General features: G+C 64.8%; 29 protein-coding genes. 4 read left to right on the top strand and 25 right to left on the bottom strand.

Going from position 1 to position 25,820, the window contains the following annotated elements:
• Window positions 1-44: 44 nt before the first annotated feature.
• The 24 genes from JQ591_RS30265 to motA form a co-directional block, all read right to left on the bottom strand.
• Window positions 45-626, bottom strand: a complete 582-nt coding sequence (locus JQ591_RS30265; RefSeq protein WP_211399632.1) for a transglycosylase SLT domain-containing protein — start codon at window positions 624-626, stop codon at window positions 45-47.
• Complete coding sequence (locus JQ591_RS30270) at window positions 577-1,938, bottom strand: flagellar hook-length control protein FliK (RefSeq protein WP_211399633.1); 1,362 nt, start codon at window positions 1,936-1,938, stop codon at window positions 577-579. The genes JQ591_RS30265 and JQ591_RS30270 overlap by 50 nt, the downstream gene beginning before the upstream one ends.
• Window positions 1,935-3,146 (bottom strand): chemotaxis protein, encoded by a 1,212-nt coding sequence (locus JQ591_RS30275; protein WP_211399634.1) that lies wholly within the window; start codon window positions 3,144-3,146, stop codon window positions 1,935-1,937. The genes JQ591_RS30270 and JQ591_RS30275 overlap by 4 nt, the downstream gene beginning before the upstream one ends.
• Window positions 3,143-4,468 (bottom strand): MotB family protein, encoded by a 1,326-nt coding sequence (locus JQ591_RS30280; RefSeq protein WP_211399635.1) that lies wholly within the window; start codon window positions 4,466-4,468, stop codon window positions 3,143-3,145. The genes JQ591_RS30275 and JQ591_RS30280 overlap by 4 nt, the downstream gene beginning before the upstream one ends.
• A gap of 6 nt (window positions 4,469-4,474) precedes the next feature.
• Window positions 4,475-5,182, bottom strand: coding sequence for a hypothetical protein (locus tag JQ591_RS30285; RefSeq protein ID WP_211399636.1), 708 nt, complete (start codon window positions 5,180-5,182; stop codon window positions 4,475-4,477).
• Window positions 5,179-6,810, bottom strand: coding sequence for a flagellar basal-body MS-ring/collar protein FliF (gene fliF, locus JQ591_RS30290; RefSeq protein WP_211399637.1), 1,632 nt, complete (start codon window positions 6,808-6,810; stop codon window positions 5,179-5,181). The genes JQ591_RS30285 and fliF overlap by 4 nt, the downstream gene beginning before the upstream one ends.
• Before the next feature lie 302 nt (window positions 6,811-7,112).
• Complete coding sequence (locus JQ591_RS30295; protein WP_211399638.1) at window positions 7,113-8,027, bottom strand: flagellin; 915 nt, start codon at window positions 8,025-8,027, stop codon at window positions 7,113-7,115.
• A 308-nt stretch (window positions 8,028-8,335) separates the two neighbouring features.
• Entirely contained in the window at window positions 8,336-9,247 is a 912-nt protein-coding gene (locus tag JQ591_RS30300; RefSeq protein ID WP_211399639.1) for a flagellin, read from the bottom strand.
• Window positions 9,248-9,514: 267 nt separating this feature from the next.
• A complete protein-coding gene (gene fliP / locus JQ591_RS30305) occupies window positions 9,515-10,255 on the bottom strand; it encodes a flagellar type III secretion system pore protein FliP (protein WP_211399640.1) in 741 nt (246 codons plus the stop codon).
• Window positions 10,252-10,695, bottom strand: a complete 444-nt coding sequence (locus JQ591_RS30310; protein WP_106945773.1) for a flagellar basal body-associated FliL family protein — start codon at window positions 10,693-10,695, stop codon at window positions 10,252-10,254. The genes fliP and JQ591_RS30310 overlap by 4 nt, the downstream gene beginning before the upstream one ends.
• Window positions 10,696-10,737: 42 nt before the next feature.
• Window positions 10,738-11,433 (bottom strand): flagellar basal body L-ring protein FlgH, encoded by a 696-nt coding sequence (gene flgH, locus JQ591_RS30315; RefSeq protein ID WP_211399641.1) that lies wholly within the window; start codon window positions 11,431-11,433, stop codon window positions 10,738-10,740.
• Window positions 11,434-12,195, bottom strand: a complete 762-nt coding sequence (locus JQ591_RS30320; protein WP_211399642.1) for a MotE family protein — start codon at window positions 12,193-12,195, stop codon at window positions 11,434-11,436. It abuts the gene before it with no gap.
• Between the two features lie 67 nt (window positions 12,196-12,262).
• Window positions 12,263-13,393 (bottom strand): flagellar basal body P-ring protein FlgI, encoded by a 1,131-nt coding sequence (flgI, locus tag JQ591_RS30325; protein WP_211399643.1) that lies wholly within the window; start codon window positions 13,391-13,393, stop codon window positions 12,263-12,265.
• Entirely contained in the window at window positions 13,390-13,842 is a 453-nt protein-coding gene (gene flgA, locus JQ591_RS30330; protein WP_249137901.1) for a flagellar basal body P-ring formation chaperone FlgA, read from the bottom strand. The genes flgI and flgA overlap by 4 nt, the downstream gene beginning before the upstream one ends.
• Before the next feature lie 37 nt (window positions 13,843-13,879).
• Entirely contained in the window at window positions 13,880-14,668 is a 789-nt protein-coding gene (gene flgG, locus JQ591_RS30335) for a flagellar basal-body rod protein FlgG (RefSeq protein WP_007595892.1), read from the bottom strand.
• Between the two features lie 15 nt (window positions 14,669-14,683).
• Window positions 14,684-15,013 (bottom strand): flagellar hook-basal body complex protein FliE, encoded by a 330-nt coding sequence (locus tag JQ591_RS30340; RefSeq protein ID WP_106945768.1) that lies wholly within the window; start codon window positions 15,011-15,013, stop codon window positions 14,684-14,686.
• Between the two features lie 2 nt (window positions 15,014-15,015).
• Window positions 15,016-15,432, bottom strand: a complete 417-nt coding sequence (gene flgC, locus JQ591_RS30345) for a flagellar basal body rod protein FlgC (protein ID WP_211399645.1) — start codon at window positions 15,430-15,432, stop codon at window positions 15,016-15,018.
• A gap of 11 nt (window positions 15,433-15,443) precedes the next feature.
• The gene (gene flgB, locus JQ591_RS30350) at window positions 15,444-15,824 is read right to left on the bottom strand and encodes a flagellar basal body rod protein FlgB (protein ID WP_349630418.1); all 381 of its coding nucleotides are present in this window, start codon (window positions 15,822-15,824) and stop codon (window positions 15,444-15,446) included.
• A gap of 85 nt (window positions 15,825-15,909) precedes the next feature.
• The gene (flhB, locus tag JQ591_RS30355) at window positions 15,910-16,995 is read right to left on the bottom strand and encodes a flagellar biosynthesis protein FlhB (RefSeq protein WP_211399646.1); all 1,086 of its coding nucleotides are present in this window, start codon (window positions 16,993-16,995) and stop codon (window positions 15,910-15,912) included.
• Between the two features lie 13 nt (window positions 16,996-17,008).
• Entirely contained in the window at window positions 17,009-18,049 is a 1,041-nt protein-coding gene (locus tag JQ591_RS30360) for a flagellar motor switch protein FliG (RefSeq protein WP_211399647.1), read from the bottom strand.
• 2 nt (window positions 18,050-18,051) lie between these two features.
• A complete protein-coding gene (gene fliN / locus JQ591_RS30365; protein ID WP_211399648.1) occupies window positions 18,052-18,432 on the bottom strand; it encodes a flagellar motor switch protein FliN in 381 nt (126 codons plus the stop codon).
• A 76-nt stretch (window positions 18,433-18,508) separates the two neighbouring features.
• A complete protein-coding gene (locus JQ591_RS30370) occupies window positions 18,509-18,823 on the bottom strand; it encodes a hypothetical protein (RefSeq protein WP_018453958.1) in 315 nt (104 codons plus the stop codon).
• Entirely contained in the window at window positions 18,804-19,745 is a 942-nt protein-coding gene (locus tag JQ591_RS30375) for a flagellar motor switch protein FliM (protein ID WP_211399649.1), read from the bottom strand. Before JQ591_RS30375 ends, JQ591_RS30370 begins: the two co-directional genes overlap by 20 nt.
• Window positions 19,742-20,638 (bottom strand): flagellar motor stator protein MotA, encoded by an 897-nt coding sequence (gene motA, locus JQ591_RS30380; protein ID WP_211399650.1) that lies wholly within the window; start codon window positions 20,636-20,638, stop codon window positions 19,742-19,744. Before motA ends, JQ591_RS30375 begins: the two co-directional genes overlap by 4 nt.
• A 142-nt stretch (window positions 20,639-20,780) precedes the next feature.
• Between motA and JQ591_RS30385 the strand changes: the two genes are divergently transcribed.
• The 3 genes from JQ591_RS30385 to fliI are packed head-to-tail and all read left to right on the top strand — an operon-like array spanning window position 20,781 to window position 23,660.
• Complete coding sequence (locus tag JQ591_RS30385; RefSeq protein WP_211399651.1) at window positions 20,781-21,566, top strand: DUF1217 domain-containing protein; 786 nt, start codon at window positions 20,781-20,783, stop codon at window positions 21,564-21,566.
• Between the two features lie 3 nt (window positions 21,567-21,569).
• The gene (flgF, locus tag JQ591_RS30390; protein ID WP_211399652.1) at window positions 21,570-22,298 is read left to right on the top strand and encodes a flagellar basal-body rod protein FlgF; all 729 of its coding nucleotides are present in this window, start codon (window positions 21,570-21,572) and stop codon (window positions 22,296-22,298) included.
• Between the two features lie 36 nt (window positions 22,299-22,334).
• Entirely contained in the window at window positions 22,335-23,660 is a 1,326-nt protein-coding gene (fliI, locus tag JQ591_RS30395; protein ID WP_211399653.1) for a flagellar protein export ATPase FliI, read from the top strand.
• Between the two features lie 324 nt (window positions 23,661-23,984).
• Here fliI and JQ591_RS30400 read toward each other — a convergent pair whose 3' ends face one another.
• A complete protein-coding gene (locus tag JQ591_RS30400; RefSeq protein WP_211399654.1) occupies window positions 23,985-24,137 on the bottom strand; it encodes a hypothetical protein in 153 nt (50 codons plus the stop codon).
• Window positions 24,138-24,527: 390 nt separating this feature from the next.
• Between JQ591_RS30400 and JQ591_RS30405 the strand changes: the two genes are divergently transcribed.
• Window positions 24,528-25,163 (top strand): MarR family winged helix-turn-helix transcriptional regulator, encoded by a 636-nt coding sequence (locus tag JQ591_RS30405; RefSeq protein WP_211399655.1) that lies wholly within the window; start codon window positions 24,528-24,530, stop codon window positions 25,161-25,163.
• Window positions 25,164-25,820 lie beyond the last annotated feature (657 nt).

The raw sequence follows: 25,820 nt of genomic DNA on the forward strand, positions 1-25,820 counted from the left end.
CGGAGCTGATGATCGGGAACGATGCACAACTTGATGCCGTCCCTTCAGGTCGTTTTGGGCTGACAGAACGAGCGCGCCTTGTCGGTCCACGCGCCGAAGCCGCTGGAGACGAGATGAGCGACGATGTGACAGACGTAGCGCTTCTGCGCCGGCTGGTTGTTGGGGCCCGCATTGTAGCGGGCGACTGCCATGGTCCAGCTTCCCTCGCGCTGCTTCAGCTCCTTCAGGAAGCGCGCGGCGTAGTCGACGTTCCCAGCGGGATCGAACATCGCCCGCACCGAGGCGAATTTGTCGCCGTGATAGTAGTGGTTGATCTGCATGCAGCCGAGGTCGATCAGCTTGATCCCCTTAGCTCGCATGGCTTCGAAGTTCGCGATCGCGTCGTTCATGTCCTTGGCGAACACGGTCTGCCCGTCGGCGCCGAGCGCGTAAGGATAAAGCGCGCCGCGCCGTCCGGTCTCGGTCAGGCCGACCGCGTAGAGAATGCCGAGCGGAATTCCGTGCTGCTGGGACGCACGCGCCATCTCGCGCTCGCAGGGGCGCGCGTTGTCGGTCGCCGCGGCCGCGGCGCCGGCGTTACAGATAAACAGGGCCGCGACGAATCTGCGGCGCCACGTCCTGGTCATGACGCGTCTCCTGGTTGGGTTGGCGCTCCTGCCGGGCTTGCTTCGCGCCACCGTCCGATTGTCCCGACGAATTGCTCGTGCCGTCGAACGTGCCTTGCGACTGCGACGAGGGCTGTTGCTGGCCCGAAAGCTGCGGCTGCGACTGGCCGGAGCCGCTCTGGAATCCATCCAGCGAGCCGTGCTGGACGGGCGCAACGTCGGCGACGTAGCCCGCCGACTGCATCAGCTCGCGGATCGAATCGCGCTGCTGGTCCAGCATCTGGCTCGTGTCCTTGCGCTCGGCGGCAAGGTGGACGGACACCTCGTTGCCGACGAGGCGAAGGCGCACGGTGACGTTGCCGAGCGCGGGCGGCTCGAGATTGATAGTCAGGATCTTGAGCGGCTGATCCGGCGCATTGGCTTGGGACGCTGCAAGATCTGGAGCTGCGGACGCAGTCGGTGCCGGAGATTCCTTCAGCTCGGCGACGACGGCATTGGCAACCTGTTGCGGAGCGTTGAACTGCGCCGGGGGCAGATGGGTCTCCTGCTGGACCACAGTGACCTTGGTCGTCTCGGGCAATGCGTCCCGCGCCGAGGCCTTGGCAGCACGCTCGACATTGGCCGCGACGGCCTCGAAGCCGGGTGCCGTTGCCTTCGGCGATGGCTCGCTGCCGTGCGTCGATGCCGCCTGGGCGGTGGCCGTCGCGTGCGAAGCCGCGGCCTGCGAGTGCGCGGCCGTCGGTGCCACGGGAGATGGGGAGTCGGCTGTCGTCGCCTTCGCCGTGCCCATGGCCTGAACTTCGCGCTTTGTCGTCGAAGACCGCTCGTCGCGCCCGGACGCATCCTTCTTGTCGCCGGCCGGTGCTTGCATCTGCGGCTTCACGACCGGCGCGGCGACGATCTCCTGTCCGACGATCGCGGCAATGCTCGATCGGCTCTGGACGTCGGCCTGCTCGGCATGGTCGACGGGTCCATGTTTCCCGGACGATTTGTCGGTCTTTTTGTCGGAAGATTTCTCGGTGGACTTCTCGCTGGAGCTGGGCTGCTCGGCCGCCGCGGTACGTTCGTGTACCGTCTCGTCCTTCGCGTTGTCCTTCTCGCTCTGATGCGCCAGGCGCGTCCGCAGCGTTCCGGTTTTCACGGCCGTGTCGCTGCCCTCGTCGCTGAGCGCCCGCTTCGCGAGATTCGAGACGGTGTGCAGCAGATCGTTGAAGGACGAGTCCGCCTGCGCTTTCGCCCCGGCGCTCTTGCCGGAGCGCGATGCGCCTCGCATGTTGAGGCTTTCGGCGAGACCCGAAAAGACCTGTCCGGAGGTTCCACTGAGCTTCGTCATGGACGGCGATCCCTGGTGAGGCGTTCGAGCTCCCCGAGCTGCTTCTGCGCGCGAGCAAGCGTTGCGGTCGACGACGCGAGATCGAGACGCGCCGGCGTGACCGGAGGCTTGTCGGCTGCGGCGGCGGATCCGCCGGCGAACGGCTTGCGAACGTCTAGTGCGAGCTGCACCGTTGCATTGAGAAAGGGGATGTCGCGCTCGGGCAGCTTCGACCGGTCGAGCACCTTCAACTCGGCGAGACCGCCGTCATATTCGTCGGTGAGCGCCCGCGACACGCCGCGGAACAGATGCGCCCGTTCCCGCTCCGCCGAGGCATCGGCGCTGAGCGTCAGCGCGCGTTCGCCGGCAAGCCGGGTCACGGGCAGCCCTCCGCGCACCATCGCGGTGCGAGCGATCACGAGATAGAGCTTGAGGCGGCTCGCGCGGTCGATCTGCTCCAGCAGGGTGGTGATCCGCGCAAACCGACGCTCGTCGAGCGCGAGGCTCGATTGCGTCAGGCCCGTGGAAAAACGCTGCCAGAAGTCCCCTGCATAAACCGAGTTGCGGTAGTGGCGGATATAGGCCAGCGTCAGGAACTCGAACTTGTCGAAATCCTCTGCCTGCCCGACCAGCAGGATCTCGCGCCGCAGCGCGGCCTCCTCCACCAATGTGCCCGGCAACAGCAGGCGCGCGTCATCCAGGCGCTCGATCGCGAGCGATGCCTCGGCGCGTGCGAACAGCGCGCCCTGGACCAGCGCGACCTGTCCGCCCAGGCCCGACGGAATCGTCCGCGGCCTGACGTCCTTGAGCAGCTCGCGCGCTTCGTCCTGACGACCCTCGACATACGCGAGCGCGCCATCGAACAGTCGTCCGTCGACGTTCAGCTTGTCGCGCGGCAGCTTGCGGATGATTTGCGGCGCGCCGCCGCTGAGCAGGTAGATCACGGCGGCCTGACCGTTCTGCAGGTTACTCCACACGCCCGGATCGGCGGCGAGAAATTTTTCACCGATCTGCCGGATCAACGCGGCGTGGTTGCCGTGCGCCGCGGTATCGCCGTTGGCGATGCCGTCCTGCACGGCCTGCAATGCGCGAACGAGCTCATACGGCTCGCCCGATGTCGATGCCGCCGGGGCCGGGGCCGGCGTCGGTGCCAGTGCCGGCTCGGCAAATGCGCCTGCCGCCGTGAATGGCAGCAGCAGCAGCGCGGCGCGGAGAAGAGGCCTGATCAAGGACGCTTCTCCCGGACCATGATCTCGATCCGGCGATTCTGCGCCGCCGCCGGATCGTTTTGCAGTTTCGGCCGCCGATCGGCATAACCCTCGACATGCTCGATGCGCTGCGCGTCGACGCCGGAGCGGACCAGCATGTAATAGGCCATCTGCGCACGGGCCGTCGACAGCCGCCAATTGTCGTAGGTTTCCGAACGGTACGGCCGATTGTCGGTGTGGCCGCGGACGATGATCATGCCGGGGCGCTTCGTCAGCAGCGGGCCGATCTTGTCGATCACACGGATGAGTTCGGGCCGCGGCTCGGCCGAGCCGACCGCGAACATGCCGAAATTCGCATCGTCGGTCAGGCTGATCAGCAGGCCTTCCTCGACCTGACGCACCTCAACTAGCGGTCCCGCGCCGGCCTTGACGTCTGACAGCGCATCCGCGATCGCCGACTGAAGCTGTTTGACCGCCGGTTGCTGCGTCTGAGCCGCGTCGCGCGGCTCGGATTCCTTCGTCGCATCGTTGGGACGCGGCTGCGCGGCGGCAGTGGCTTGAACGCCGGACTGGGCGCCCGGCTGCGCGCTCCCTTCGCGTGAAGACTGCGACGGCGCGGGCCCCGGCGGCAGCAGGGGCGACAGGCTTGCGGACGACGCATCGGCGTTGGGAGCCACGCTTCCGCCGGCATCGTCCTGCTTGGCTCGGCGTGCCTGCGGCTCACCCTGGCCTGTGCCGGACGCAGCGTCGCGCGCGGACGCATTCGGCTTGGGCTCGCCCTCGATGAAGCGGTCGGCATCCTTGGATGCCTGCGGCGCCAGCTTCCAATAGCCGGGATCGAAGGGATCGCGGTAAGCGTCGCCTCCCTTGAGGCCATCTTCTTCGGCGGACGTCAGAGCGCCGGCGCGCCGCTGGCCCGAGGCCTGGTTCGCGCTGCTGGCGATCTCGGCGAGCGTCGTATAGGGATCGCGGAACAGGACCTTCTCCTCGTAGAAGGGCGGCTTCTCGGCCGTCGGAGAGTCACCGCGACGCTCCTCGCTCGGTCCTCCCGGCTGACGCCTGCCGTCCTGGCCATCGAACGACGACGGCTCCTTCTTGGAGAGATCCTTGAGCCCCTTCGGGGCAGGTGCGTTCTCCGCGAGCTTGATCGGATTGAAATAGCTCGCGACCACCTGCTTCTGATCCTGGTTGAGCGCATTGATCAGCCACATGACCAGGAAGAACGCCATCATCGCGGTCATGAAGTCCGCATAGGCGATCTTCCAGACGCCGCCGTGCGGCTTCTCGTCGTCGAAGGCGCTCCGCCGGCGGATGATGACGAGTTCTGACTTGACCTCATTCATGACGGACTACCGGCGCGCCTCTTTCAGGCGCTCGCTCCAGGCCGTGATCTGCGTCTCGATCACGGTTTGGTCGGCTACGACGCGAACCTCGAAAGTATCAGCGGCCTCGTACTCGATGCCCGTTCGCCTGCTAGCTTCGAGCTGCGTCTTCACCAGGTCGAGCAGTTCGCTCGGGCCGGTGACCTTGAACACCGGCACCGGCGAATTGCCGGTCAGCACCGCAATCTGCTCGACCAGCGACCCGATCGCCTTGTCGCGGACCGCCTCGGCGAGGAACGGCAGCAATATCCGCGCAACGGAGCTCGCGATGTTGGTCTCGATCTCGCGGCAAGCCGTCTCGAAGCCGCTGACGATCGCGACCGCCTGCTGGTCGGACCACTTGGCCCGCTCCTCGCCGAGCCGGATCGCGCTGCGCACGCGCTCCTCGGCGATCCTGGCGTCTCCCTCCGCTACGCCGGCCGCGTGGCCGCGCCGATAGGCATCGTCCAGGAGATTGACCGCCGGGGCTTCCGCCTTCGGCGCCGGAGGCGACGACTGAAGCTGCGGCTGCGAATGGGTCTGCGGCTGAGGCTGAGGCTGAGGCTGAGGCTCGCGCCGGACTTCCTTCGGCCTCGTCAGCACATCCTGGATCTTGGGCGGCGGCGGAGGTGGCGGCGATTTGACTCGCCCGTTCGCGTCGAACTGCGTCAGAAGTTTTCCGATTGCCGCGTTCATGCCGCCTCCTCGCGTCGCATCCAGTCTTTAAGGATTGCTGCCGCCTGCATCTGATCGAGACGGACGATCTGCTCCAACCGCTTCTGCGGCGTTCGCTGCATCTTGCCTTCGAGGTCTTCGACCAGGTTGAGTTCGGCCTCCTCGCTGTCCGCTAATGCAAGGACTCCAGCCGCGGCCGCCTCGAGCTGGGCGGCTTCCGCCGCCTCGGTCTGCTCCTGCGCCGCGCGATGGGTCAAAATGCCGTTGACCGCGGGCCGAAGCCCGAACCACACCAGCATCGAAGCCACGGCCAGGATCGTGACCGCGTTGATGACGCTGCCGAGCTGCTTGTTGATCATCTCGACGAAGCTGATCGGTGGCACCGGCGCCAGTTCGCGCGAGCCTTCGATGAAATCGACGGCCGTCACCTGGATCTGGTCGCCACGCGCCTTGTCCAGCCCGCCGGCCGTGGCCGCGAGCTGGCTGATCTCGGCGAGCTTGCTGTCGACGATGGCCTGGTTGCTCTTGTCGCCGAGGTCGGCAACGAGCCGCCCGCGGTTGACCAGCACGGCGATGAACAGCTTCTTCACCGAATAGCCGTCGCTCACCGTCGTCGTGGTCTTGGACGAGACCTCGAAATTGGTGACGTCCTCGCGGCGGGTCTTGTCCTCGCTGGAATTCTTGGTGCCGCCGGCGTTCACCTGCTGGTCGGGAAGGTTCTGCTGCACCGTGGTCGGCTGCGAACGGTCCGCGTTCTGCGAAGACTCCTTCTCGCGCACGTTCCGGACCGAGCGCTCGGCGCGGCTCTCAGGATCGTAGACGGTCTCGTTGATCTGCCGCTTGTCGGTAGAAAGCTGCGGCGAGACGCTCACCTCGAAATTGTCGAGGCCCAGATACGGCGTCAGGGCCTTGCGGATGCTCTCCTGCACCATCCCGCCGACCGTCTTCTGCAGGCTCGCCATCTTGGTTGGAGCAGCAGTGGCCTCGTCCTCTTCGGCCAGCAGCATCGAACCGTCGGCATCCAGCACCGTGACCTTGTCGCGGCTCATGCCCGGAATGGCAGCCGCGACGAGATGACGGATCGACTGCGCGGTGCGCGCCTCGATCGCGCCGTCGGTGCGCAGCACGACCGATGCCGAAGGCGGCTGCTGTGTCGCGCGGAACGACCCCCGCACCGGCAGCACGATATGCACCCGCGCCGCCTTCACGCCCTTCATCAACTGCACCGTGCGCGCGATCTCGCCTTCCAGCGCCCGGAGCTTGGTGACTTCCTGCATGAACGAGGTCAGACCGAGCGAACCGATCTTGTCGAACAGCTCGTAGCCGGAATTGGCGCTGGTCGGCAGCCCCTTCTCGGCGAGCAGCATCCGCGCCTGCATGGTCTGGCTCGGACGCACCGAGACCGCGTCGCCGGCTGTATTGACGTCGAAGGCGATGTTTTGCTCGCGCAGCGCGGCGCCCATGCGCGTCACGTCCTCGCGGGAAAGCCCGGTATAGAGCGTTTCGAACTCAGGCCGGCTCAGGTAGTAGGCGCCGCCGACGACGGTAACGAGAACGGCAAAGCCGATCAGGCCCAAGGCCATCAGACGCCGCGGTCCAAGTTCCAGCAGATTGTTGAGCAGCTGCTGTAGCTGCGCACGACTGAGCATATGACCTCGTACCAATGCGACCGTGGACGACAGTCTGCTGCGAACCTTGTCTGAAGGTTGCGCGAGGACGCGAATGTGTCGGTTCGCAGGCGAGGCGTTGCAATTTTACAAGAATCTCGGGTGACGCAATTGGTTCAGCAGCGACGAGCGGGCGCGCGAGCGCAGGCCAGCGCGATCGGTGACGTGTTGCATGAAGTCTGGCGTCGAGAGGTCGATTGCGGGCACGTCATGTGCCGCCACATCCGCCGTTCATGGCGGGGACCGCGCTCCCGTGGGAGCACGGTCGTTTCCAAGGCCGAGGCTTACTTGAACAGCGACAGGATGCTCTGGCTGTTCTGGTTGGCGATCGAGAGCGCCTGAACGCCGAGCTGCTGCTGGGTCTGGAGGGCCTGAAGGCGGGTCGATTCGGCGTTCATGTCGGCGTCGACGAGCTGACCGACACCGCGGTCCACCGAGTCCATCAGGGTCTTGACGAATTCCGTGTTGGTCGCGATGCGGTTCTTGACGGCACCGAGATTGGCGGCGGCCGAGGCCACCGAGTTGATCCCGGCGGTGACCTGCGCGATGTAGCCATCGAGCGTGGTCTGGTCAGCCGCCGAATCGGTCAGCGCGGAGATGTTGATCGTGTTGATCGACGGAGCGGACGAACCGGCCGTGTCCAGAATGCCGGTCTGCGTCGAGGTGTAGAGCGAGTAATTGGCGGTCGTCACGGTGATGGAGCCGATGGTGGGCGTACCGCCGACACGCGAGTAGGACGACACCAGATTGAAGCTCGTCGGCGTGGTGCCGGTCGTCGTGCTCAGCCAGTTAATGCCGTTGAAGGTCGCCGAGTTGGCCTTGAGCTTCATATCCTGCTGGATCTGGGTGATGTCGGCCTGGATCTTGGTACGGTCGATACCGGCGGTCTTGGCTTCGACCAGCAGCGCCTGGAGCTTGGTCAGGCCGGAGTCCTTGTCACCGATGACCGAGCCCAGAGCGGTATATTCGGTGTCGACGGTCGCGGCCGACAGACCGAGCGAGTCGGAGACCGCGGAGAGCGCGGCATTGTCGGAGCGCATCGAGGTCGCGATCGACCAGTAGGCGGCGTTGTCGGACGCGGTAGACACGCGCTGGCCGGTCGAGATCCGGTTCTGCGTGGTGGCAAGCTGCGAGCTGACGTTGCGGAGGGTCTGCAGCGCGGTCATTGCAGACGAGTTGGTGAGGAGACTAGAACTCATTTTTGACGTCCCTTTGAAGCGGATTGTATTTTTGGGGACATACCGGACTTGCACCGGTACGGCAGGGCGGCGTCATGCCTTTGGGCGGCGAAAAGCAGGCCCAACCTGTCGTAGCGGTGACGATAGCCCGCGAAGTTTGTGCGAGGCTTGTGGCTCCGTGACCGGACCGCAACAGAGTGAGCCAAATCGACGCGCAAAGCCGACGTGCCAAGATGACATGCCAAGATCATGGGGCCCGGCCAGCGCAGGCCAAAATGAAAAGGGCCGCGCTTCGCGAGAAGCGCGGCCCTCCCCAGATGGTTTGAGGCTTAGCGGAACAGCGACAGGATGCTCTGGCTGTTCTGGTTGGCGATCGAGAGCGCCTGAACGCCGAGCTGCTGCTGGGTCTGGAGGGCCTGGAGGCGGGTCGATTCCGCGTTCATGTCGGCGTCGACGAGCTGGCCGACACCGCGGTCCACGGAGTCCATCAGGGTCTTGACGAATTCCGTGTTGGTCGCGAGGCGGTTCTTGACGGCACCGAGATTGGCGGCGGCCGAGGCCACCGAGTTGATCCCGGCGGTGACCTGCGCGATGTAGCCATCGAGCGTGGTCTGGTCAGCCGCCGAGTCGGTCAGCGCGGAGATGCTGATCGTATTGATCGACGGAGCGGATGAACCGGCCGTGTCCAGAATGCCGGTCGCCGTGCTGGAGTAGAGCGTGTAGTTGGCGGTCGTCACGGTGATGGAGCCGATGGTGGGCGTACCGCCGACACGCGAGTAGGACGACACCAGGCTGAAGCTCGTCGGTGTGGTGCCGGTCGTCGTGCTCAGCCAGTTGATACCGTTGAAGGTCGCAGCACTGGCGGTCGCCTTCATCTGCTGCTGGATCTGGGTGACGTCCGCCTGGATCTTGGTACGATCGACACCGGCGGTCTTGGCTTCGACCAGCAGCGCCTGGAGCTTGGTCAGGCCGGAGTCCTTGTCGCCGATAACCGTGGTGAGAGCGGTGTACTGCGTGTCGACGGTCGCAGCCGACAGACCGAGCGAGTCGGAGACCGCGGAGAGCGCGGCGTTGTCTGCGCGCATCGAGGTCGCGATCGACCAGTAGGCGGCGTTGTCGGACGCGGTGGACACGCGCTGGCCGGTCGAGATCCGGTTCTGCGTGGTGGAGAGTTGCGAGCTGACAGACCGCAGGGTCTGGAGCGCGGTCATGGCTGTCGAGTTCGTAAGCAGGCTTGACATTGCGAATGTCCCTTTATGTACGCGTTACATTTTCACGAGGGGACATACCGGGCTTTCACCGGTACGGAGGGGCGGCATCATGCCTTTGGACTGACGTGGGTGGGGTCCAACCCGCCGTGCCGCATTGCTAGCACGCCGAATCTTGCGCGCGGATTAAGATCGGCTTGAATTTCATTGTAAAATCAGATGGTTAACGTTACCTACCGCTAACCATAGGCCGGTACTTCTCGCTAACCATAACCCGCCGCCGGCTGGCGCTCGTTGCTGTTATGAGAACGACCGCACCAGTCCGGAGGCGAGCAGGTTCCAGCCGTCGATCAGCACGAAGAACAGCATCTTGAACGGCAGTGCGAGGATCGTCGGCGGCATCATCATCATGCCCATCGACATGGTCAGCGTCGCCACGATCATGTCGATGACGAGGAACGGCAGGATGATGAGGAATCCGATCTCGAACGAACGCCTGAGCTCGGAAATCATGAAGGCCGGAATGATGACGCGCATGTCGACGCGCTTGTCGTCGAACTTCCTGCGGAAGCTCTCCGCGGCGAGCGATTCGAAGGTCTGCAGATCCTTGTCGCGAACATGGGCCAGCATGAACTCGCGGAACGGATCGGTGATCTTCAGATAGGCCTCTTCCTCCGAGATCTCGTTCTTCATCAGCGGCTGAACGCCGGTTTCCCAGGCGCGGTCGAAGGTCGGCGCCATCACGTAGAACGTCATGAACAGCGCGAGGCTGATCAGCACCAGATTGGCCGGCGTGGTCTGGAGGCCGAGACCGGCGCGCAGGAACGACAGCGCCACCGCAAATCGCGTGAAGCTCGTCACCATGATAAGCAGCCCCGGCGCCACCGACAGCACCGTGATCACCGCCATCAACTGGATGATCCGGCCGCTGGTGGAGCCGTTGCCCGGCGGCAGCAGCGAATTGAGGTCCGGAATCTGGGCCAGTGCCACCTCGGGCAGCACGACCAGGATCAACGCAAGCAGCAGGACTCTCAGCTTCACTGGATCACCAACGTCTCAATGATCAATTCGCGGATCTTGCCCGAGGAGCGGATATTGGCGCGCTCGGTCAGGTCGTCACGCAGATGCTGAAGCCCGCGCGATCCCTCGAACTGCGCAACCGTCGCCGACCGCAGATAGGTGACGATGTCCTCGCTGATATGGGCCGCAAGGATGCCGGCATCCTCGTCGCTCATGCTCTCGGTCACCATGGAGGCTTCGATGCGGGCCCAGTTGTTGGCCGGCGCGCCGAGATTGGTCACGATCGGGGACAATTTCCTGAGCCGCGCGCTGCCGGCGTAGCTCGAGGCAAGAGGCGGCGGCGTGGCGGTTTTCTTCGCATCGGCGACGCGCTCGGCGGCCGCAAACAGATGCAGGCCGGCAAGCGCGCCCGCGCCGATCGCAATCAGGGTCAGCACCACGATGGCCGCAATCAGGCGCATGACGTCCCCTGCCCTCGTGACGCGGCCCGACGGTCGCTGCTCTCAGAATGGTGCCACGGCGTCATAGATCCGATGTCCCCATCCAGGCTGCTGCACGTCAGACAGATTTCCGCGACCGCCATAGGCGACGCGCGCCTCGGCGATCTTCTCGTATGAGATCGTGTTGGTTCGCGAGATATCGCGTGGACGCACGATGCCGCCGACGTTGAGCACGCGCATCTCCGTGTTGACCTTGAATTCCTGCGAGCCGCTGATCATCATATTGCCGTTCGGCAACACGTCGGTGACGACGGCTGCGATCGACAGCTTGATGTCCTCGGTGCGGTCGATCTGGCCGTTGCCCTTGATCTGGGTGTTGGTGTTGAGGTTGGCGCTCGTCGAGCCCTTGTCCTGCCATCCCGCGACGTCCATCAGCCAGTCGAGCCCGAACTTGATCTGCGAATCGCGCGAGCGGTCGGTCTTGTTGTCGAGCTTGGCCTTGTCCTGCATCGAGATGATCACCGTCACGACGTCGCCGGTGCGCCGGGCACGGGGATCGCGGTAGAGATCGGTTCCGTCGTCCCAGGTCGAGCGATAGCTGACGGGCGAGCGCATGCGGGGCGTCACGGGAATCGGTTCGGCCTGCGTCCTCAAGCCGCTCCCCACCGGCGACAATCGCGGACCGGTCAGGACCTCGGCCGGATCGGTGACGCATCCGGCAAGCGATAATAGCGACAGGATGAGGATCAGTTTCTTCATCTATTTGGTCTTTCCGTCATCCACGCGACGCATCCCGCCGAGCAGATCGGCGAGGTGCGCCGCGCGCCCCGTCTCCATCTCGTTGAAGATTGCGCTCGAGCTCCTCGGGCTGAGCTTTGCAAGCACGGCCGCAGCCGTCTCGTCCGCCATTCCGGCGATCTGGGTCGCGGCGGCGTCCGGCTTCATGCGCGAGTAGATCTCGACGACGCTCGCTTCGGCCTTCTTCAGGAAGTCGTCGCGCAACGCCATCCACTTCTCGTATTCGGCGCGCTTGGCCTCGACCTCGGCGATCCGCTCGCGGAGCTGATTCTCGGCCTTCTCCAGCTCCTTGAGCTGCCAGGCCAGCCTTGCATCGACGGCGGGGTCGGCGACATTGCTGCAGAACAGGGCGACTTCGTTGTCCGCGGTTGCAGCGGCCTGGGGCGGCACCGGCTTCGGCGGCGCCGTGACGCTGCCGGGCCTGGCCGGTCGCACGGGCGCGGCTGCGGGTGGCGGCGCGGGCTTCTCGGAAGCTGGCACGGCACCCGTGGTCGCGGGTCCTGAATCTTCGGCTGCCCACGCCGTCGCCCGCATCGACGCATTGTCGCTCGGGATCGACGTGATCGGCTTCTGCGGTCCAGGCGCGCGGGCGCGCGCGAAGGACAGCAGGTTGAGCGGCCTCGACGGCTTGGCCTCATCCAGCGCCAGCGCGGGCGAGGCGCTCGCGAGCGCGGAGGCCGCGACCAGGAGGAGGAGTTTGGCTTTATGATCCAGCTTCAACATCGGCCCGCGTGCGATTCTCGGTCGAGACCAGAGCATTGAGCGACCAAGCTTGCACGACGCTTACGCATCATTGCACGATGACATCCGCCTGAAGGGCGCCGGCCGTCTTGATCGCCTGCAGGATCGCGATGATGCCTGATGGTTTCAGGCCGATCTGGTTCAGCCCGCGCACCAGGCGCTGGAGATCGACGCCGCTCAGGATCGCCACCTGCGATCCGGCCTCGTTGGCCTCGACCACGGTCTGGGGCACGACCACCGTCTGCCCTTGCGAGAACGGCGCCGGCTGCGACACCACGGGAAGCTCGGTGACGCGGACCGTCAGATTGCCGTGCGTCACGGCAACAGTCGATATCCGTACGTCGCGTCCGATCACCACCGTGCCGGTACGCTCGTTGATCACCACTCGCGCCGGCGTGTCCGGCTCGACGGTCAGCTCGCCGATTTCGGCAAGGAAGCGGACCGGGCCGATGTGGCGCGGCTTCGACAGCACGATCGTGCGGTAGTCGCGCTCGAAAGCGATCTGCGCGCGGTAGCGGCCACCCGCGTAGCGGTTGATGGCGTCGAGGATTCGCGTTGCGGTGACGAAGTCGGGGTTCTTAAGCTCCAGCACCAGGTACTCCATTTCATGGAGACTACCCTGCACCTCGCGCTCGACCAGCGCGCCGTTCGGGATGCGGCCCGCGGTCGGCGTGCCCTGGCTGACGTTCTGGGCCTGGCCTCCGACGCTGTAGCCGGCGACCGTGACCGCGCCTTGCGCCACTGCATAGACCGCACCGTCCGCCGCGCGCAGCGACGTCATCACCAGGGTGCCGCCGAGCAGCGAGGTCGCATCGCCGAGCGACGACACGGTCACGTCCATGCGCTCGCCCGCACCGATCGAAGGCTGCAGGTCCGCGGTCACCATCACGGCCGCGACGTTGCGCGTGCGCAGCGTCGTCGGACGCGGGGGATTGTTGGTGCTCGTGGTCTCGTTTCTGACATTGATGCCCATGTTCTCAAGCATCGACTGCAGGGACTGCTCCGTGAACGGCGCATTGCGGAGCGTGTCGCCGGTGCCGTTCAGGCCGATGACGAGGCCGTAGCCGACGATCTGGTTTTCGCGCAATCCCTTGATGTCCGCGATGTCCTTGATGCGGACGGCGGCCTGGGCGCTGGCGGCGCAAACGAGCAGGACGAGCGCAAGCAGGACTCTGGTCATGACCCGTCCACGACCTTGACGGTGCCGTCCGGCTGGACGACGCCCCGGATGATCACGCCCGTATCGGTGTTTCGTATCGGGATGAGCGCGCCGGGCGCTCCCGACTGCATCGCTGCGCCGTAGGTCACGATCGACAGGCCGCTGTCTTCGACCACGACCTTGACCATCGCGCCGCGGGCGACCGTCCAGGGATCCTCCACCGAATTGGTCGGGATCGGCTGGCCGGGCAGCAGCGCGCGGCGCGCCATGCGGCCGACCAGGACATGGCGTCCTTCGATGAACATGGCGACACCGAGCACGTTCGGCGCGAAGGCGCGCTCGGTGATCATGTCATCCCGGATCAGCTCGCCGGCACGGATCGAGACGGCCGGCACGGGAAGCCGCTTCTCCTCGGCCGCGGCGACCTGCGCCGAGACGAGAACCAGCAGCACGGCGGCCAACCCGCGCATGATCAAGCCCATCCTGTTCAACATGGATACACCGGAACTAGCGCATGCCCTTCGAGACCGTCTGGGCCATTTCATCCGAGGCCTGGATGACCTTGGCATTCATTTCGTAGGCGCGCTGGGCAGAGATCAACTCGGTGATTTCCTTGACCGGGTCGACGTTCGAGGCTTCGAGATATTGCTGGTTGATCTTGCCGTAGCCGGAATCGCCGGGCAGCCCGACGACCGGCGTGCCGGACGCCGTGGTCTCGCGATAGAGATTGCTGCCCAGCGGTTCGAGGCCGGCTTCGTTGGCGAAGTTGGCGAGGTTGAGCTGGCCGATTTGCCTCGGGTTCACTTCCGTATCCAGCTTGGCGAATACCTGTCCGGTCTGGTTGACCGTGACCTGGACCGTTCCCTGCGGCACCGTGATTGCCGGATCCAGCAGGTAGCCGTCGGTCGTGACGAGCTGGCTGTTGGCATTGGTGTTGAACGAGCCCGCGCGGGTATACTGCACCTCGTTGTTCGGGCCGAGCACCTGAAACCAGCCGCGACCGTTGATCGCCATGTCGTAGGGATTGCCGGTCTGCGTGAGCGCGCCCTGGATGTGCAGCTTGCGGATCGCCGCCGACTTGACGCCGAGGCCGAGATTGGCGCCTTCCGGAATCGGCGACGAGCCGCTGGTGTTCGCAACGCCCTGCATGCGGTCCATCTGGTAGAACAGATCGGTGAATTCTGCCCGCGCCCGCTTGTACGACGTCGAATTGATGTTGGCGATGTTGTTCGCGATGACTTCGATGTTGGTCTGCTGGGCGTTCATGCCCGTAGCCGCAATGGCAAGCGATTTCACAGCGTCACTCCCTGATCAGATCGACATCCGAACGACTTCCTGGTAGGCCTGCACGACCTTGTCGCGAACCGCGACCGCCGTCTGCAAGGCCTGCTCGGCCGACATGAGCGCCTCCACGACGCGCCGCGTCGATTCCTTGCCCTGCATCGCCGAGATCGAGGCCGCCTCGCCCGCCTTCAGCGTCCCGATCGCGTCCGTCGTCACCTGCTTCATCACCGATTCGAATCCGACGTCGCCGCCGGACTGGATCGCGGGCGTCGCCGCCGGCGAGATGGCCTGCGTCTCGGTCGCGCGGCTCGCCGCTTGCCCGGCCGAAATCGCCGTGGATGAAATCGCTTCAAGCATTGTCAGCTCCTCAGCAGGTCGATGGTCATGCCCAGCATCGACCTCACCTGTTTCACCACCTGGAGATTGGCTTCATAGGACCGGTTGACTTCCCGCATGTCCGCCATCTCGATCATCATGTTGACGTTCGGCAGCTTGACGTAGCCGGCCTTGTCGGCAGCGGGATGCCCCGGGTCGTACTCCACGCGGTACGGCGTGGTGTCGACCCCGATTTCCTTGACCTTCGCCAGCTGCGCGCCCGAGGCGCGGTCCATCGCGGCATCGAAGGTGATCGTCTTGCGCTGATAGGGATCGGCGCCGGCGGCGCGTCCCGTCGACGTCGCGTTGGCGAGGTTCTCCGAGACGATGCGCATGCGCGTCGACTGCGCTTCGAGCCCCGAGCTCGCGACCGTCAACGAGGATTGCAGTGAGTCCAGCATGTCAGTTCACCTCAGGTCTTCGCGCTCGACAGCAGCATGCGGTGAAACGACCGCACGACCGCCGAGTTCATCGAGTAGTCGCGACTGACGTCGCTGCCCTTGATCATTTCCTGCTCGAGACTGACGGAGTTGCCGGAGTGAACCACGTCCCAGCTGTCCTTTTTCGCGTTCGCCCGCGTGTCACTCTCGGCGGCAGAGAGCTGCATATGCGACGGCGACGTCATCGCGAGCCTCACCGGCATGCCGTCCAGCACTTTGTTGAAGGGCTCGACGTCGCGCGCCTTGAAGCCCGGCGTGTTGGCGTTGGCGACGTTGGTGGCAATCGTCGACTGGCGGAGCTCGAGGTATCGCGCCTGCGACGATGCGAGTTCGAAGAGATAGAGCGGTCCCACGGCAGCACCATTCTGGTTCAGACGGTGTAACCTTAGGGTCGCAAGCTTTCGTCAGGCTGATGGAACAGACGCCGTCCTCGGAATTCTACTGGACCTTCTCGGTCCGCGGCGTCTGCTTGGATTGCAGGAAGTAGATGATCTCGGCGACCGGCCTGAAGAACTCCGCCGGAATCACCTGGTCGACCTGAACCGCCTCGTAGAGCGCGCGCGCCAGCGCCTTGTTCTCGATCACCGGAATCCGGTTCTGCTCGGCGACTTCGCGGATCTTCAGCGCTATCACGTCCATGCCCTTGGCCACGACGATCGGCGCCGGATTTTCCTCGCGATTGTAGCGCAGCGCGATCGCGAAGTGCGTCGGGTTCGCGATCACCAGCGTCGCGCGCGATGCGGAGGCGATCATGCGCTGGCGCGAGCGGTCGCGCGCCAGCGAGCGCAGACGCGCCTTGATCAGCGGATCGCCTTCGGCCTGCTTGTGCTCGTCCTTGATCTCCTGCCGCGTCATGCGCAGCTCGCGCCGCCAGTGGAAGCGCGCCCAGGCGAGATCGACCGCGACCAGGACGATGGTGGCGATGCAGATCGCCGAGACGATCCGCATGGCGATGTTGAGAATCATCTCCGGCAGCGCCACCGGATCGGTGTACATCGCCTCGAACGCCCTCGCTTCCGACGAGCGCAGCACGAACGCGACGACGACGGTCACCGCGGCGAGCTTGAACAGCGACTTGCCGAACTCGACGAGGCCCTGCGATCCAAACAGCCGGCTCCAGCCGCTGAGCGGGGAGATTCGCGAAAGGTCCGGCGTGATGCGCTGGAGCACCAGACTGGGAGCGTTTTGCAACAGCGAGGCTGCGAGCCCGAACGCTGCCAGGATGACGACCAGCGGCATCAGGAACCGCAGTGCCTGAAGGCCCACCACGGTGAGGAGATTCTGGGCGTCGGCCCCGGTGCTGAGAGGGAAGCCGCCGGGATCGTCGAGAAAGCCCGTCAGCGTTGGCGTCAATTGCTGCACGCCCTGGCCGATCAGGAACGCCTGGATCACCATCAGCGCGGCCATCGAGGCGAAGATGGGAGCCTCCCGAGAGACCGGGATTTTGCCCTGTTCGAGCGCATCGCGGACTTTCTTCTCGGTCGGCTCTTCTGTCTTGCTCTCCTGATCGGTTGTTTCTGCCATGCCCGTTCAGCGGTCAGCGGAAGACCAGCTCATCCTCCTGCTCGGGGTTGAGCTCGATTTCGCCCTTTTCCGCCAGGTCGAGCGCGAGGTCGGTGATCACGCGCCGCGCCTCCAGCACGTCGCGCTGGTTCGACGGTTCGCCGATGGCGAGTTCGTGCTCGACGACCCGGCGGACGCGCGAGGCGACCGAGGACAGGATCATCTCGCGGAAGTGCTTGTCGGTGCCCTTCAGCGCGATGACGATGCGATCGGTCGGCACCTGGTCGAAGATCATGGTGCGCGCCTTCGGCGTCAGGTTGGTCACGTCGTCGAAGGTGAAGAGCAGCTCCTTCAGCACTTCGGCCGACTTCGGCCGCTTCTCCGACAGGCTCTTCAGCATGTCCTCGATGTGTCCGCGCTCCATCTTGTTGATGATGTCGGCGACGCGGGCGTAGGTGTCCGCGCCGAGGTTGCGAGCGAAGTTCAGCGTCAAATCCTCATGCAGCGTCTTCTCGAGCACCTTCATGGCATCGTCGACGATCGGCTTGAGGCTGAGCACGCGCCGCATCAGCTCGTTGCGCAGGCTCGACGGCAACTGGCTCATGACCTTGGCGGCGCAGGACGGCTTGACCTTGGACAGGATGAGCGCCGCGGTCTGCGGATGCTCCTTGGACAGGTAGGTCGCCAGCGAGTTTTCCGATACCGACGAGACGCGATCCCACACCGACCGGCTCGAATTGCCGAGCAGGTCCGACATGATGGCAGAGACCTGGTCGGCCGGAAGCACGTCGCCGAGCACGGCTTCCAGGCCACCCAGGGTGCCGAGAATGTTGGCGCCCATCGAGAATTGCTGGGCGAACTCCTCGACGATCGACTCGAGTTCCTGCGCGGTGATCGGCCGCAGCTCGGCCGCGGCCTTGGTAACGATGCGGATATCCTGCGGCTCGAACTGCGCGAGCACGCTCGCGGCCGCCTGCCGGCCCATGGCGAGCAGGAGTGCCGCGACCTTCTCCGTTCCACCCAGCGTGGCAACGCCTCGCTGCTTGATGGGAGCGATGCCGACCTGTGCCGCCATGGTCAGGTATCACCCTGCCCCAACGGCCCGACAATCTCGGTAAGCGAGACGCCGAAACGGGAATTGTCTTCTTCGACCACGACCACCTCGCCGCGGGCGACGATGCGGCCGTTGACGACGACGTCGACGGGTTCGCCGACCCGGTGGTCCAGCGGAACCACCGCGCCACGGCCGAGCTTCATCAGGTTTGCCACCGGAATGGTCGCCGATCCCAGCACCACCTGCATGGTCACGGGAATGCGCAGGATGGCATCGACATTGGCGAACTTGCCACTCTCCTCCGCGGTGCGCGCGGCGATCTCCGCCAGCCGCTCCAGCGGAGATGTCTCGGTATGCCCCTCGTCGGACGCCGATGCTGACTCATAGTCGAAGGATTGCGCCATTTGGTACCGCCTCTTGGTATTTCCGCTCCCGGAGCGCCGCGACGTTCCGATCGTATTTATTCCGCCGGCTTCGGCTTCAATGCTTGTTCACGTCGGCGCCGCCCGCAGTCGCCGCGGATGCTAGCCCGCTCCTCGCATCGAGCGCCGCGATCGCCTCGTGGGCCTGATCGATCTTCGTGCTCAGCACGTTGGCGAGCCGTCCGAGATTTGCGGTGGAATCATGCGCCGCGGTGATGACCGTGTCGAAGGCGCCCGCCGTCTCCTGGACGATGGTCGAGAACTCGCCCTGGTAGCTGCGCAGCCGCGCCAGCTCGCGATGCATCCGTGTCACCCGCATGCTGGTGAAGGCGAGCGCAATCAGCAGCACGGCATCAACGAGATAGGATATCATCGACGAACTCCCGTTTCTGATCGACGGGATCTGCCACCTGCATGGCGTAATAGCCATCAAGCTGGCCGATCTGACACCAGAACAGCACCTGGTTGTTGCTCTCGAGCCGAGCCAGCGTGCGCGGCGTGGCTTCGAGCTCGAGCACCTGCCCGACCTGGAACTTCACGACGTCGCCGAGCGAGATCATCTTCTCGTCCAGCACCGCGCTGAGCGTCACCTCGGTGCGGTGAACCTCGGTTTCCATCTGCTCGCGCCAGCGCGGATCGGCCGCGCGGCCGTCGCTGACGACGACGGTCGCGAGCTTCTGCCTGAGCGGGTTGAGCGCGGAGTGCGGAATGATGAGGAACATCTGACCGCCGCGGTAGAGTGCCTGCAGCATGATGTTCGCGCAGATCGACATGTTGCCGCTTCGCCCGATTGCCAGCGACGCCATGGCGGTCTCGACCCGCTCCACGCGGAAGGTGACGTTGGAGGTGCCGGCGAAAGCGGATTGCAGCGCCTTGGCGAACCGCTCGAACAGCGCCTGGACCAGGCGGATCTCGATGTTCGAGAAGCTGCGCTCGACGTCCAGCGGCGGTTCGGCGCCGTCGGAGCCGAACATCGCCTCGACCATGGTGAACACGAAGTCGCGGTCGAGCATGATGATGATGCGGGAGTCCCACTGCTCGGCATAGAGCACAGCCGCGACCGCGTTGGCCTCGTAGTCCTTGATGATGTCGCCGACGCGGTCGTTGGTGATGCCGTTGACCGAGAAATAGCACGGCGTTCCCGCTATCGGCTGGAGGCTGTCCGTGCACGATGCCGCCATGCGATCGAAGATCACATTGAGCATCGGCATGCGCTCGATCGATATGCCGGCGGCGTCCAGCAGATAGTTCGGCAGCTGCTTCCGCTGATCGACGTCGAGGTCTTCCGTCATCATGCGCGCGCAGCCTTCGGTTCAGCCTCGGTCACGACAGCCTTGGGGCCCGCGATCGTCTCGTTCTCGACGACGTCGATCGAGGGCCGCTCGGGGCTCGCGATCATCTTGCGGCCGTGCTCGACGGCGATCTGCGGCATGGCGCCGTTCATGAACGCCAGCAGCGTCTGCTTGACGATGATATAGGGACGGCAGCGCTTCTCGCGCGTCATCTTCACCTTCATCGCGAAGGGCGAAATCATGCCGTAGGACAGGAAGATACCTGCGAAGGTGCCGACGAGGGCGGCGCCGATGAAGCCGCCCAGCAGCTTCGGCGACTGGTCGAGCGCACCCATGGCCTTGATGACGCCGAGCACCGCGGCGACGATGCCGAGCGCGGGCAGCGCTTCCGAGACCACCACCAGCGCGTGGTAGGGCGCCAGCTTGCTCTTCACGATGGTGTGGATCTCCTCGTCCATCAGCGCTTCGATCTCGTGCGTTCGCGCGTTACCCATGATGATGAGGCGCACATAGTCGCAGATGAACTGGAGCAGCGACGGATCTCCGAGCACGCTCGGGAACGCCTTGAAGATCTCGGAGGACGCGGGATCGTCGATATGTGCCTCGACCTCGTTGCGGCCCTTGCCGCGCAGCTCCCGCATCAGCGCGTGCAGCGCGCCGAGCAGATCGAGATAGTAGCGCTGACCGGGCACCGCCCCCGTCACTGCCTGCATGCAGGCAAGCCCGGTATCCGCGACCGTCTTCCAGGGATTGGCCATGATGAAGGTGCCGGCCGCGGTACCCATGATGATCACGAACTCCCACGGCTGCATCAGCACGCTCAGATGCCCGCCCATGGCGGCAAATCCGCCCAGCAGTGCCGCTACCGTGATGACGATCCCCACGAAACTGCCCAACGCGCCGCTCCATCACCGATCCCAGCGGGAATATCTAGTCGGCGAGCCTTGCGCGAGGCTGGCTTGCCCGTCGCCAGCCTCGCGCAAGCAATTCGCGGCAGCTTGGGACGACGTCGCAAGAGCGGCCAGAGGGACGCGTGTCATGCTATCCACCATCGCGGACTACACCAGACTGACCAAGGACATGGGCAAGTCGCTGACGCAGGTCGCGACGCAGCCGGATGTCAGCCGCGACACCGACTATTTCCTCAGCCACATCGGCAACGTGAAGACCATCGACGACTTCCTGAAGGACTATCGCCTCTACTCCTACGCGATGAAGGCCTTTGGTCTCAGCGACATGACCTACGCCAAGGCGTTCATGCGCAAGGTGCTGACCGAGGGTATCGCCGACAACACGACCTTCGCCAACAAGCTGACCGACACCCGCTACCGGCAATTCGCCGCCGCGTTCAATTTCGCCGCCCTCGGCGACAAGGCGACCCAAGCCGCCGCGGCCACGACCGGCACGGCGACCCAATACGTCACGCAGACGATGGAGGAGAAGGCCGGCGACCAGAACGAGGGCCTGCGGCTGGCGCTCTATTTCACGCGCAAGGCCTCCACGATCACGACCGGCTACCAGATCCTGGCCGACAAGGCGTTGACCCAAGTGGTTCAGACCGCCATGGGCTGGTCGTCCACGATCAGCTCGTCCGACATCGACGCCCAGGCCAAGATGATCACGAGCAAGATCGATCTCACCGATTTCCAGGACCCGGCCAAGGTCACCAAATTCGTGCAGCGCTTTGCCGCGATGTGGGATGCGACCCAGGCCCAGAGCGACAACTCGACCAACCCGGCGCTGGTCCTGATCGGCGGGGCGGCGTCGATCGGCATGGATACCGACATGCTGTCGAAGCTTCAGTCCATCAAGTTCGGGAAGTAAGCCATGCAATCGGCTCTCTATGTGGGATTGTCGGCGCAGGTCGCCCTCGAAAAGCGCCTCCAGACGATCGCCAACAACGTCGCCAACGTCAACACGGCGGCGTTCCGCACCGACGTGGTGAAGTTCGAGACCGTGCTGTCCAAGGCGGGCGCGAACCCGGTCGCCTTCTCCTCGCCCGGCGACAACATCATCTCGCGCGAGATGGGCAGCATCACCGAGAGCGGTAACCCGCTCGACGTCGCCGTGGTCGGACAGGGCTGGATCGCCTTCGCCGGTCCGAACGGCACGGTCTATACGCGCGACGGCCGCCTCCAGATCGCCCCCAACGGCGACCTTCAGACCGTGTCCGGCTTCCCCGTCATCGATTCCGGCGGCGCGCAGATCACCCTCGATCCGAACGGCGGACCGATCTCGATCGCGCGCAGCGGCGCGATCACCCAGGACAACAACGAGATCGGCACCATCGGCCTGTTCAACATTCCCACCGACGCCAATCTCGACCGCTACGGCAATTCGGGCGTCACGCCCAATCGGCCCGCGACCGCCATCGCCGATTTCTCCCGCGACGGCTTCAAGCAGGGCTATGTCGAGGGCTCCGGCGCCAATCCGATGATGGAATTGACGAAGCTGATCGCGGCCTCGCGCGCCTTCGACGGCACCAATTCGATGATCGAGGGTACCGAGAGCTCGCTCCAGAACGCAATCCGGACGCTGGGCGAACCCGGCAAATAGACTGCGCCCCGCGCGCAATGAAGTTGGACGGTTTCCTTGAACGCTCTTCGGCAACTTGAGTGGGCGCTGCTGGAGCTTCAGCAGAGCACTCCCCTGGCAAGCGTCAGCGGCGCGATCTCCGAGATCGCGTCGACGCATTTCCGCGTCTCCGGCCTGTCGCGCTTCGTCAGGCTTGGCGAACTGATCGGCGTCAACTCCGGCGGCAAGCCCCAGATCGGCGAGGTGGTGCGGATCGACAGCGAGGGCATCATCGCCAAGCCGTTCGACCGGCAGTTCGCCGGCGGCCTCGGCTCGGTCGCCTACCGGATGCCCCCACTGTCCTTCGCGCCCAATCCGAGCTGGAAGGGCCGCGTCATCAACGCGCTCGGGGCGCCGCTGGACGGACAGGGCCCTCTCACCCACGGGTCGCGTCCGGTCTCGGCCGAGGCGGAGGCGCCTTCGGCCATGAAGCGCGCGCGGGTCCACAAGCCGCTGCGCACCGGCGTACGCGTCATCGACCTGTTCGCTCCGATCTGCGCCGGCCAGCGCGTCGGCATCTTTGCCGGTTCCGGCGTCGGTAAATCGACGCTGCTTGCGATGCTCGCCCGCAGTCAGGGTTTTGACACCGTCGTGCTGGCCCTGGTCGGCGAGCGCGGTCGCGAGGTGCGCGAGTTCATCGAGGACGTGCTGGGCGCCGATCGTCACCGCGCCGTCACGATCGTGTCGACGGGAGACGAGAGCCCGATGATGCGGCGACTGGCGCCGAAGACGGCCATGGCGGTCGCCGAATATTTCCGCGACCGGGGCGAATCGGTCCTGCTCATGGTCGATTCGATCACCCGCTTCGCCCACGCCGCCCGCGAAGTCGCGCTCGCCGCCGGTGAGCCCGCGGTCGCGCGCGGCTACGCACCCACCGTCTTCACCGATCTGCCGCGCCTTCTGGAGCGCGCCGGACCCGGCGAGGAGGGATCCGGGACGATCACCGGGATTTTCTCCGTGCTGGTGGACGGCGACGATCACAACGAGCCGATCGCCGACACCATCCGCAGCACGCTCGATGGGCACATCGTGCTCTCCAGGCACATCTCCGACCAGGCACGTTATCCGGCGGTGGATGTTCTGGGTTCCGTCTCCCGCCTCGCCCATAACGTCTGGGACCCCGAAGAACGCGAACTGGTGAGCAAGCTGCGCGCCATGATCGCCAAATACGAGGACACGCGGGACCTTCGCCTGATGGGCGGATACCAGGCGGGACGTGATTCGGGTCTCGACCAGGCCGTCGACATGGTTCCGAGAATCTACGGCGCGATGCGGCAGGACGCCTCGGCTCCGCCAAGTGCCGATCCGTTCCGCGAGCTGCGGGACATGCTCAGGGGCGAGTAGCAAGTCTCAGGTTGAGTCGGCGCGCGAGGCGCCCCCGCGAATCGCACCTTGCTCGTTGTTTTCGACAGGCGATTGCGCATGCCGCCACGCATCCAGCGCATGCGCGTGCACAGCCGTCGCACGGTTTCCGCCGTGATCGCCCCCACCGTTCGGGTGAGCGAATCGCACAGCCGCGCCGAAAGCGACTGAGCCGACGACTCCACGATCCCGGCCTGGACAACCGCCACGTGTAATTCCTGTGAGTTCCCTTGTGCGATTTGACGGCAGAACGCACAAGTTGTGGATGATATGCCGATGCACATCGTCGTCATGCACAAGCTTCGTTCAACTTGCATCAGCGACAGCCAACAACGCGCCGTGCAATGAAATCGTCGCATAGTCGAGTGCATGTTGCTCGTGGGCCAGCGTATTGCGTTCACCATCATGTGTCCCGAAGAGCGAGATTGTCTTGAACGTTACATTCGCCTGCGACGACATCCCGTCTCCGGGAGGGTCTCTACTTGATTTTGTTGAGAAGCTCATTCATCGTTTCGTCGGAAGATAAGAAACGTCTGCTTGTGACTTGAACTTTAGGGGCTTCGGTTGAACTACTCCGATCCATCGTCTGCTGGCGACGGCTACTCGGGCTCCCGTGCGACGACGCCGCGATTGGCATACCATCAGCAACACCGCTTCCCGCGCCATAGCTTGCAGTGCCCATCGGTGCAGGTCGGGCGCCGGGCAGTCCATGCGTTCACGCGAGAGAAGAGCACGGTGCATGGGTCGGAGATTGCGGATGGTACGGCTTCTCGCAAACGGCTCGCGCGCGACGACGGAAGGCGGCTCCGGGGCGCCGCAGACGTGACTCCCGGAGCAAGGTAGGAATTCATGCCATTGGCAAGAGAAGCCGTCGAGCTGCTGGTTCAGGCGGCGAGGGCTTGGTATTTCGAAGGCAATCAGCATGGGTTGCGCGATCGGGAATGGATGGCGCTGCGCTTTCTCGGCCGTGCCAACAGGTTTTCGCGCACGCCGTCTGCGCTCGCCGGCTTCATCGGAGCCACAAGGGCGACCGCATCGCAGATCGTGAAGACGCTGGAGGGTAAGTCCTTCCTGGTGCGAAAGCCGTCGCACGAGGACAAGCGTTCCGTCGTTCTCCACGTCACTGCACAGGGCGAGAAATGCCTGAACCAGCACGATCCGATCAATCACGTGCTGAACGCGGTCACTGCGCTCGGAACCGACGAGTGCGTCAGGCTGCGCGATTCGCTGCGGGAGATCCTCAATCATCTCGATGCGGCACATCAGCGGCTCGATGCCAGCGTCTGCCGGGACTGCATGTTTCTCGCCGAACGCGGGCCGGGTACCGGCAAGGGGCGCACAACGGCCGAATTCATGTGCCGGCTGTATCGCGCCCCGGTCTCGCTCGAGGAGACCGAACTGCTCTGCACCAGTTTCGAGCGCACCCGCGACCGCCCCAAGATCGAGGAACATCTCGACCGCGCACGCGTCGCGAGCCAGGGGTGAGGCGCGCGTAATTTCCGCGTGCGGGTCCTGCGCAGAGCCTGCGGAATCTTTCGCAGCGGTGGCGATCTTTGAAAGCCGCACACGGAGCCTCCTCGCGTTCCGGACAAGCTGCAACGCGCTTATGGCGTTGCTGCGCAGAGCCGGGACCCAGAGGCGATACGGCGTAATGTGGAGGGATGGGCCCCGGCTCTGCAGCGCACCGCAACGGCGCTGCGCGACGTCCAGGGCACGAGAGCGGAGTGTGGTGCACACTCTCTCCACATCGTCATTGCGAGCGCAGCGAAGCAATCCAGAATCCGTGCCGCGGAAATAGCCTGGATTGCTTCGCTGCGCTCGCAATGACGGAGCAAGGTGCAGAGCCATCGCTTTCTAACTCGCATTTGAATCGCAGACACGCCTTCGCATTCTCGCGGCTGATTCGCCCGAGCTTTGCTTGGTCGCTCCACCCTCTCTAAGCCAAGAGGGCGCAGGGAAGGCCGGGTGCCGGCTGGCACCCGCGGTCCGCTGCGCGAAAAGCACACGCAGAAAAACCGCACAGCAGCATACAGGTGTAGCCAATCACTCGGCCTTCCCTGCGCAGTGGTTGGACGGCTTATGCCGTGCTCTCCCGGGAGCCGAGTTCGTTCTGGCCTCCCTCGCCCCAGCGAAAGTCGCCGA

Source organism: Bradyrhizobium canariense (genome assembly GCF_018130465.1).
Classification (GTDB): Bacteria; Pseudomonadota; Alphaproteobacteria; order Rhizobiales; family Xanthobacteraceae; genus Bradyrhizobium; species Bradyrhizobium canariense_C.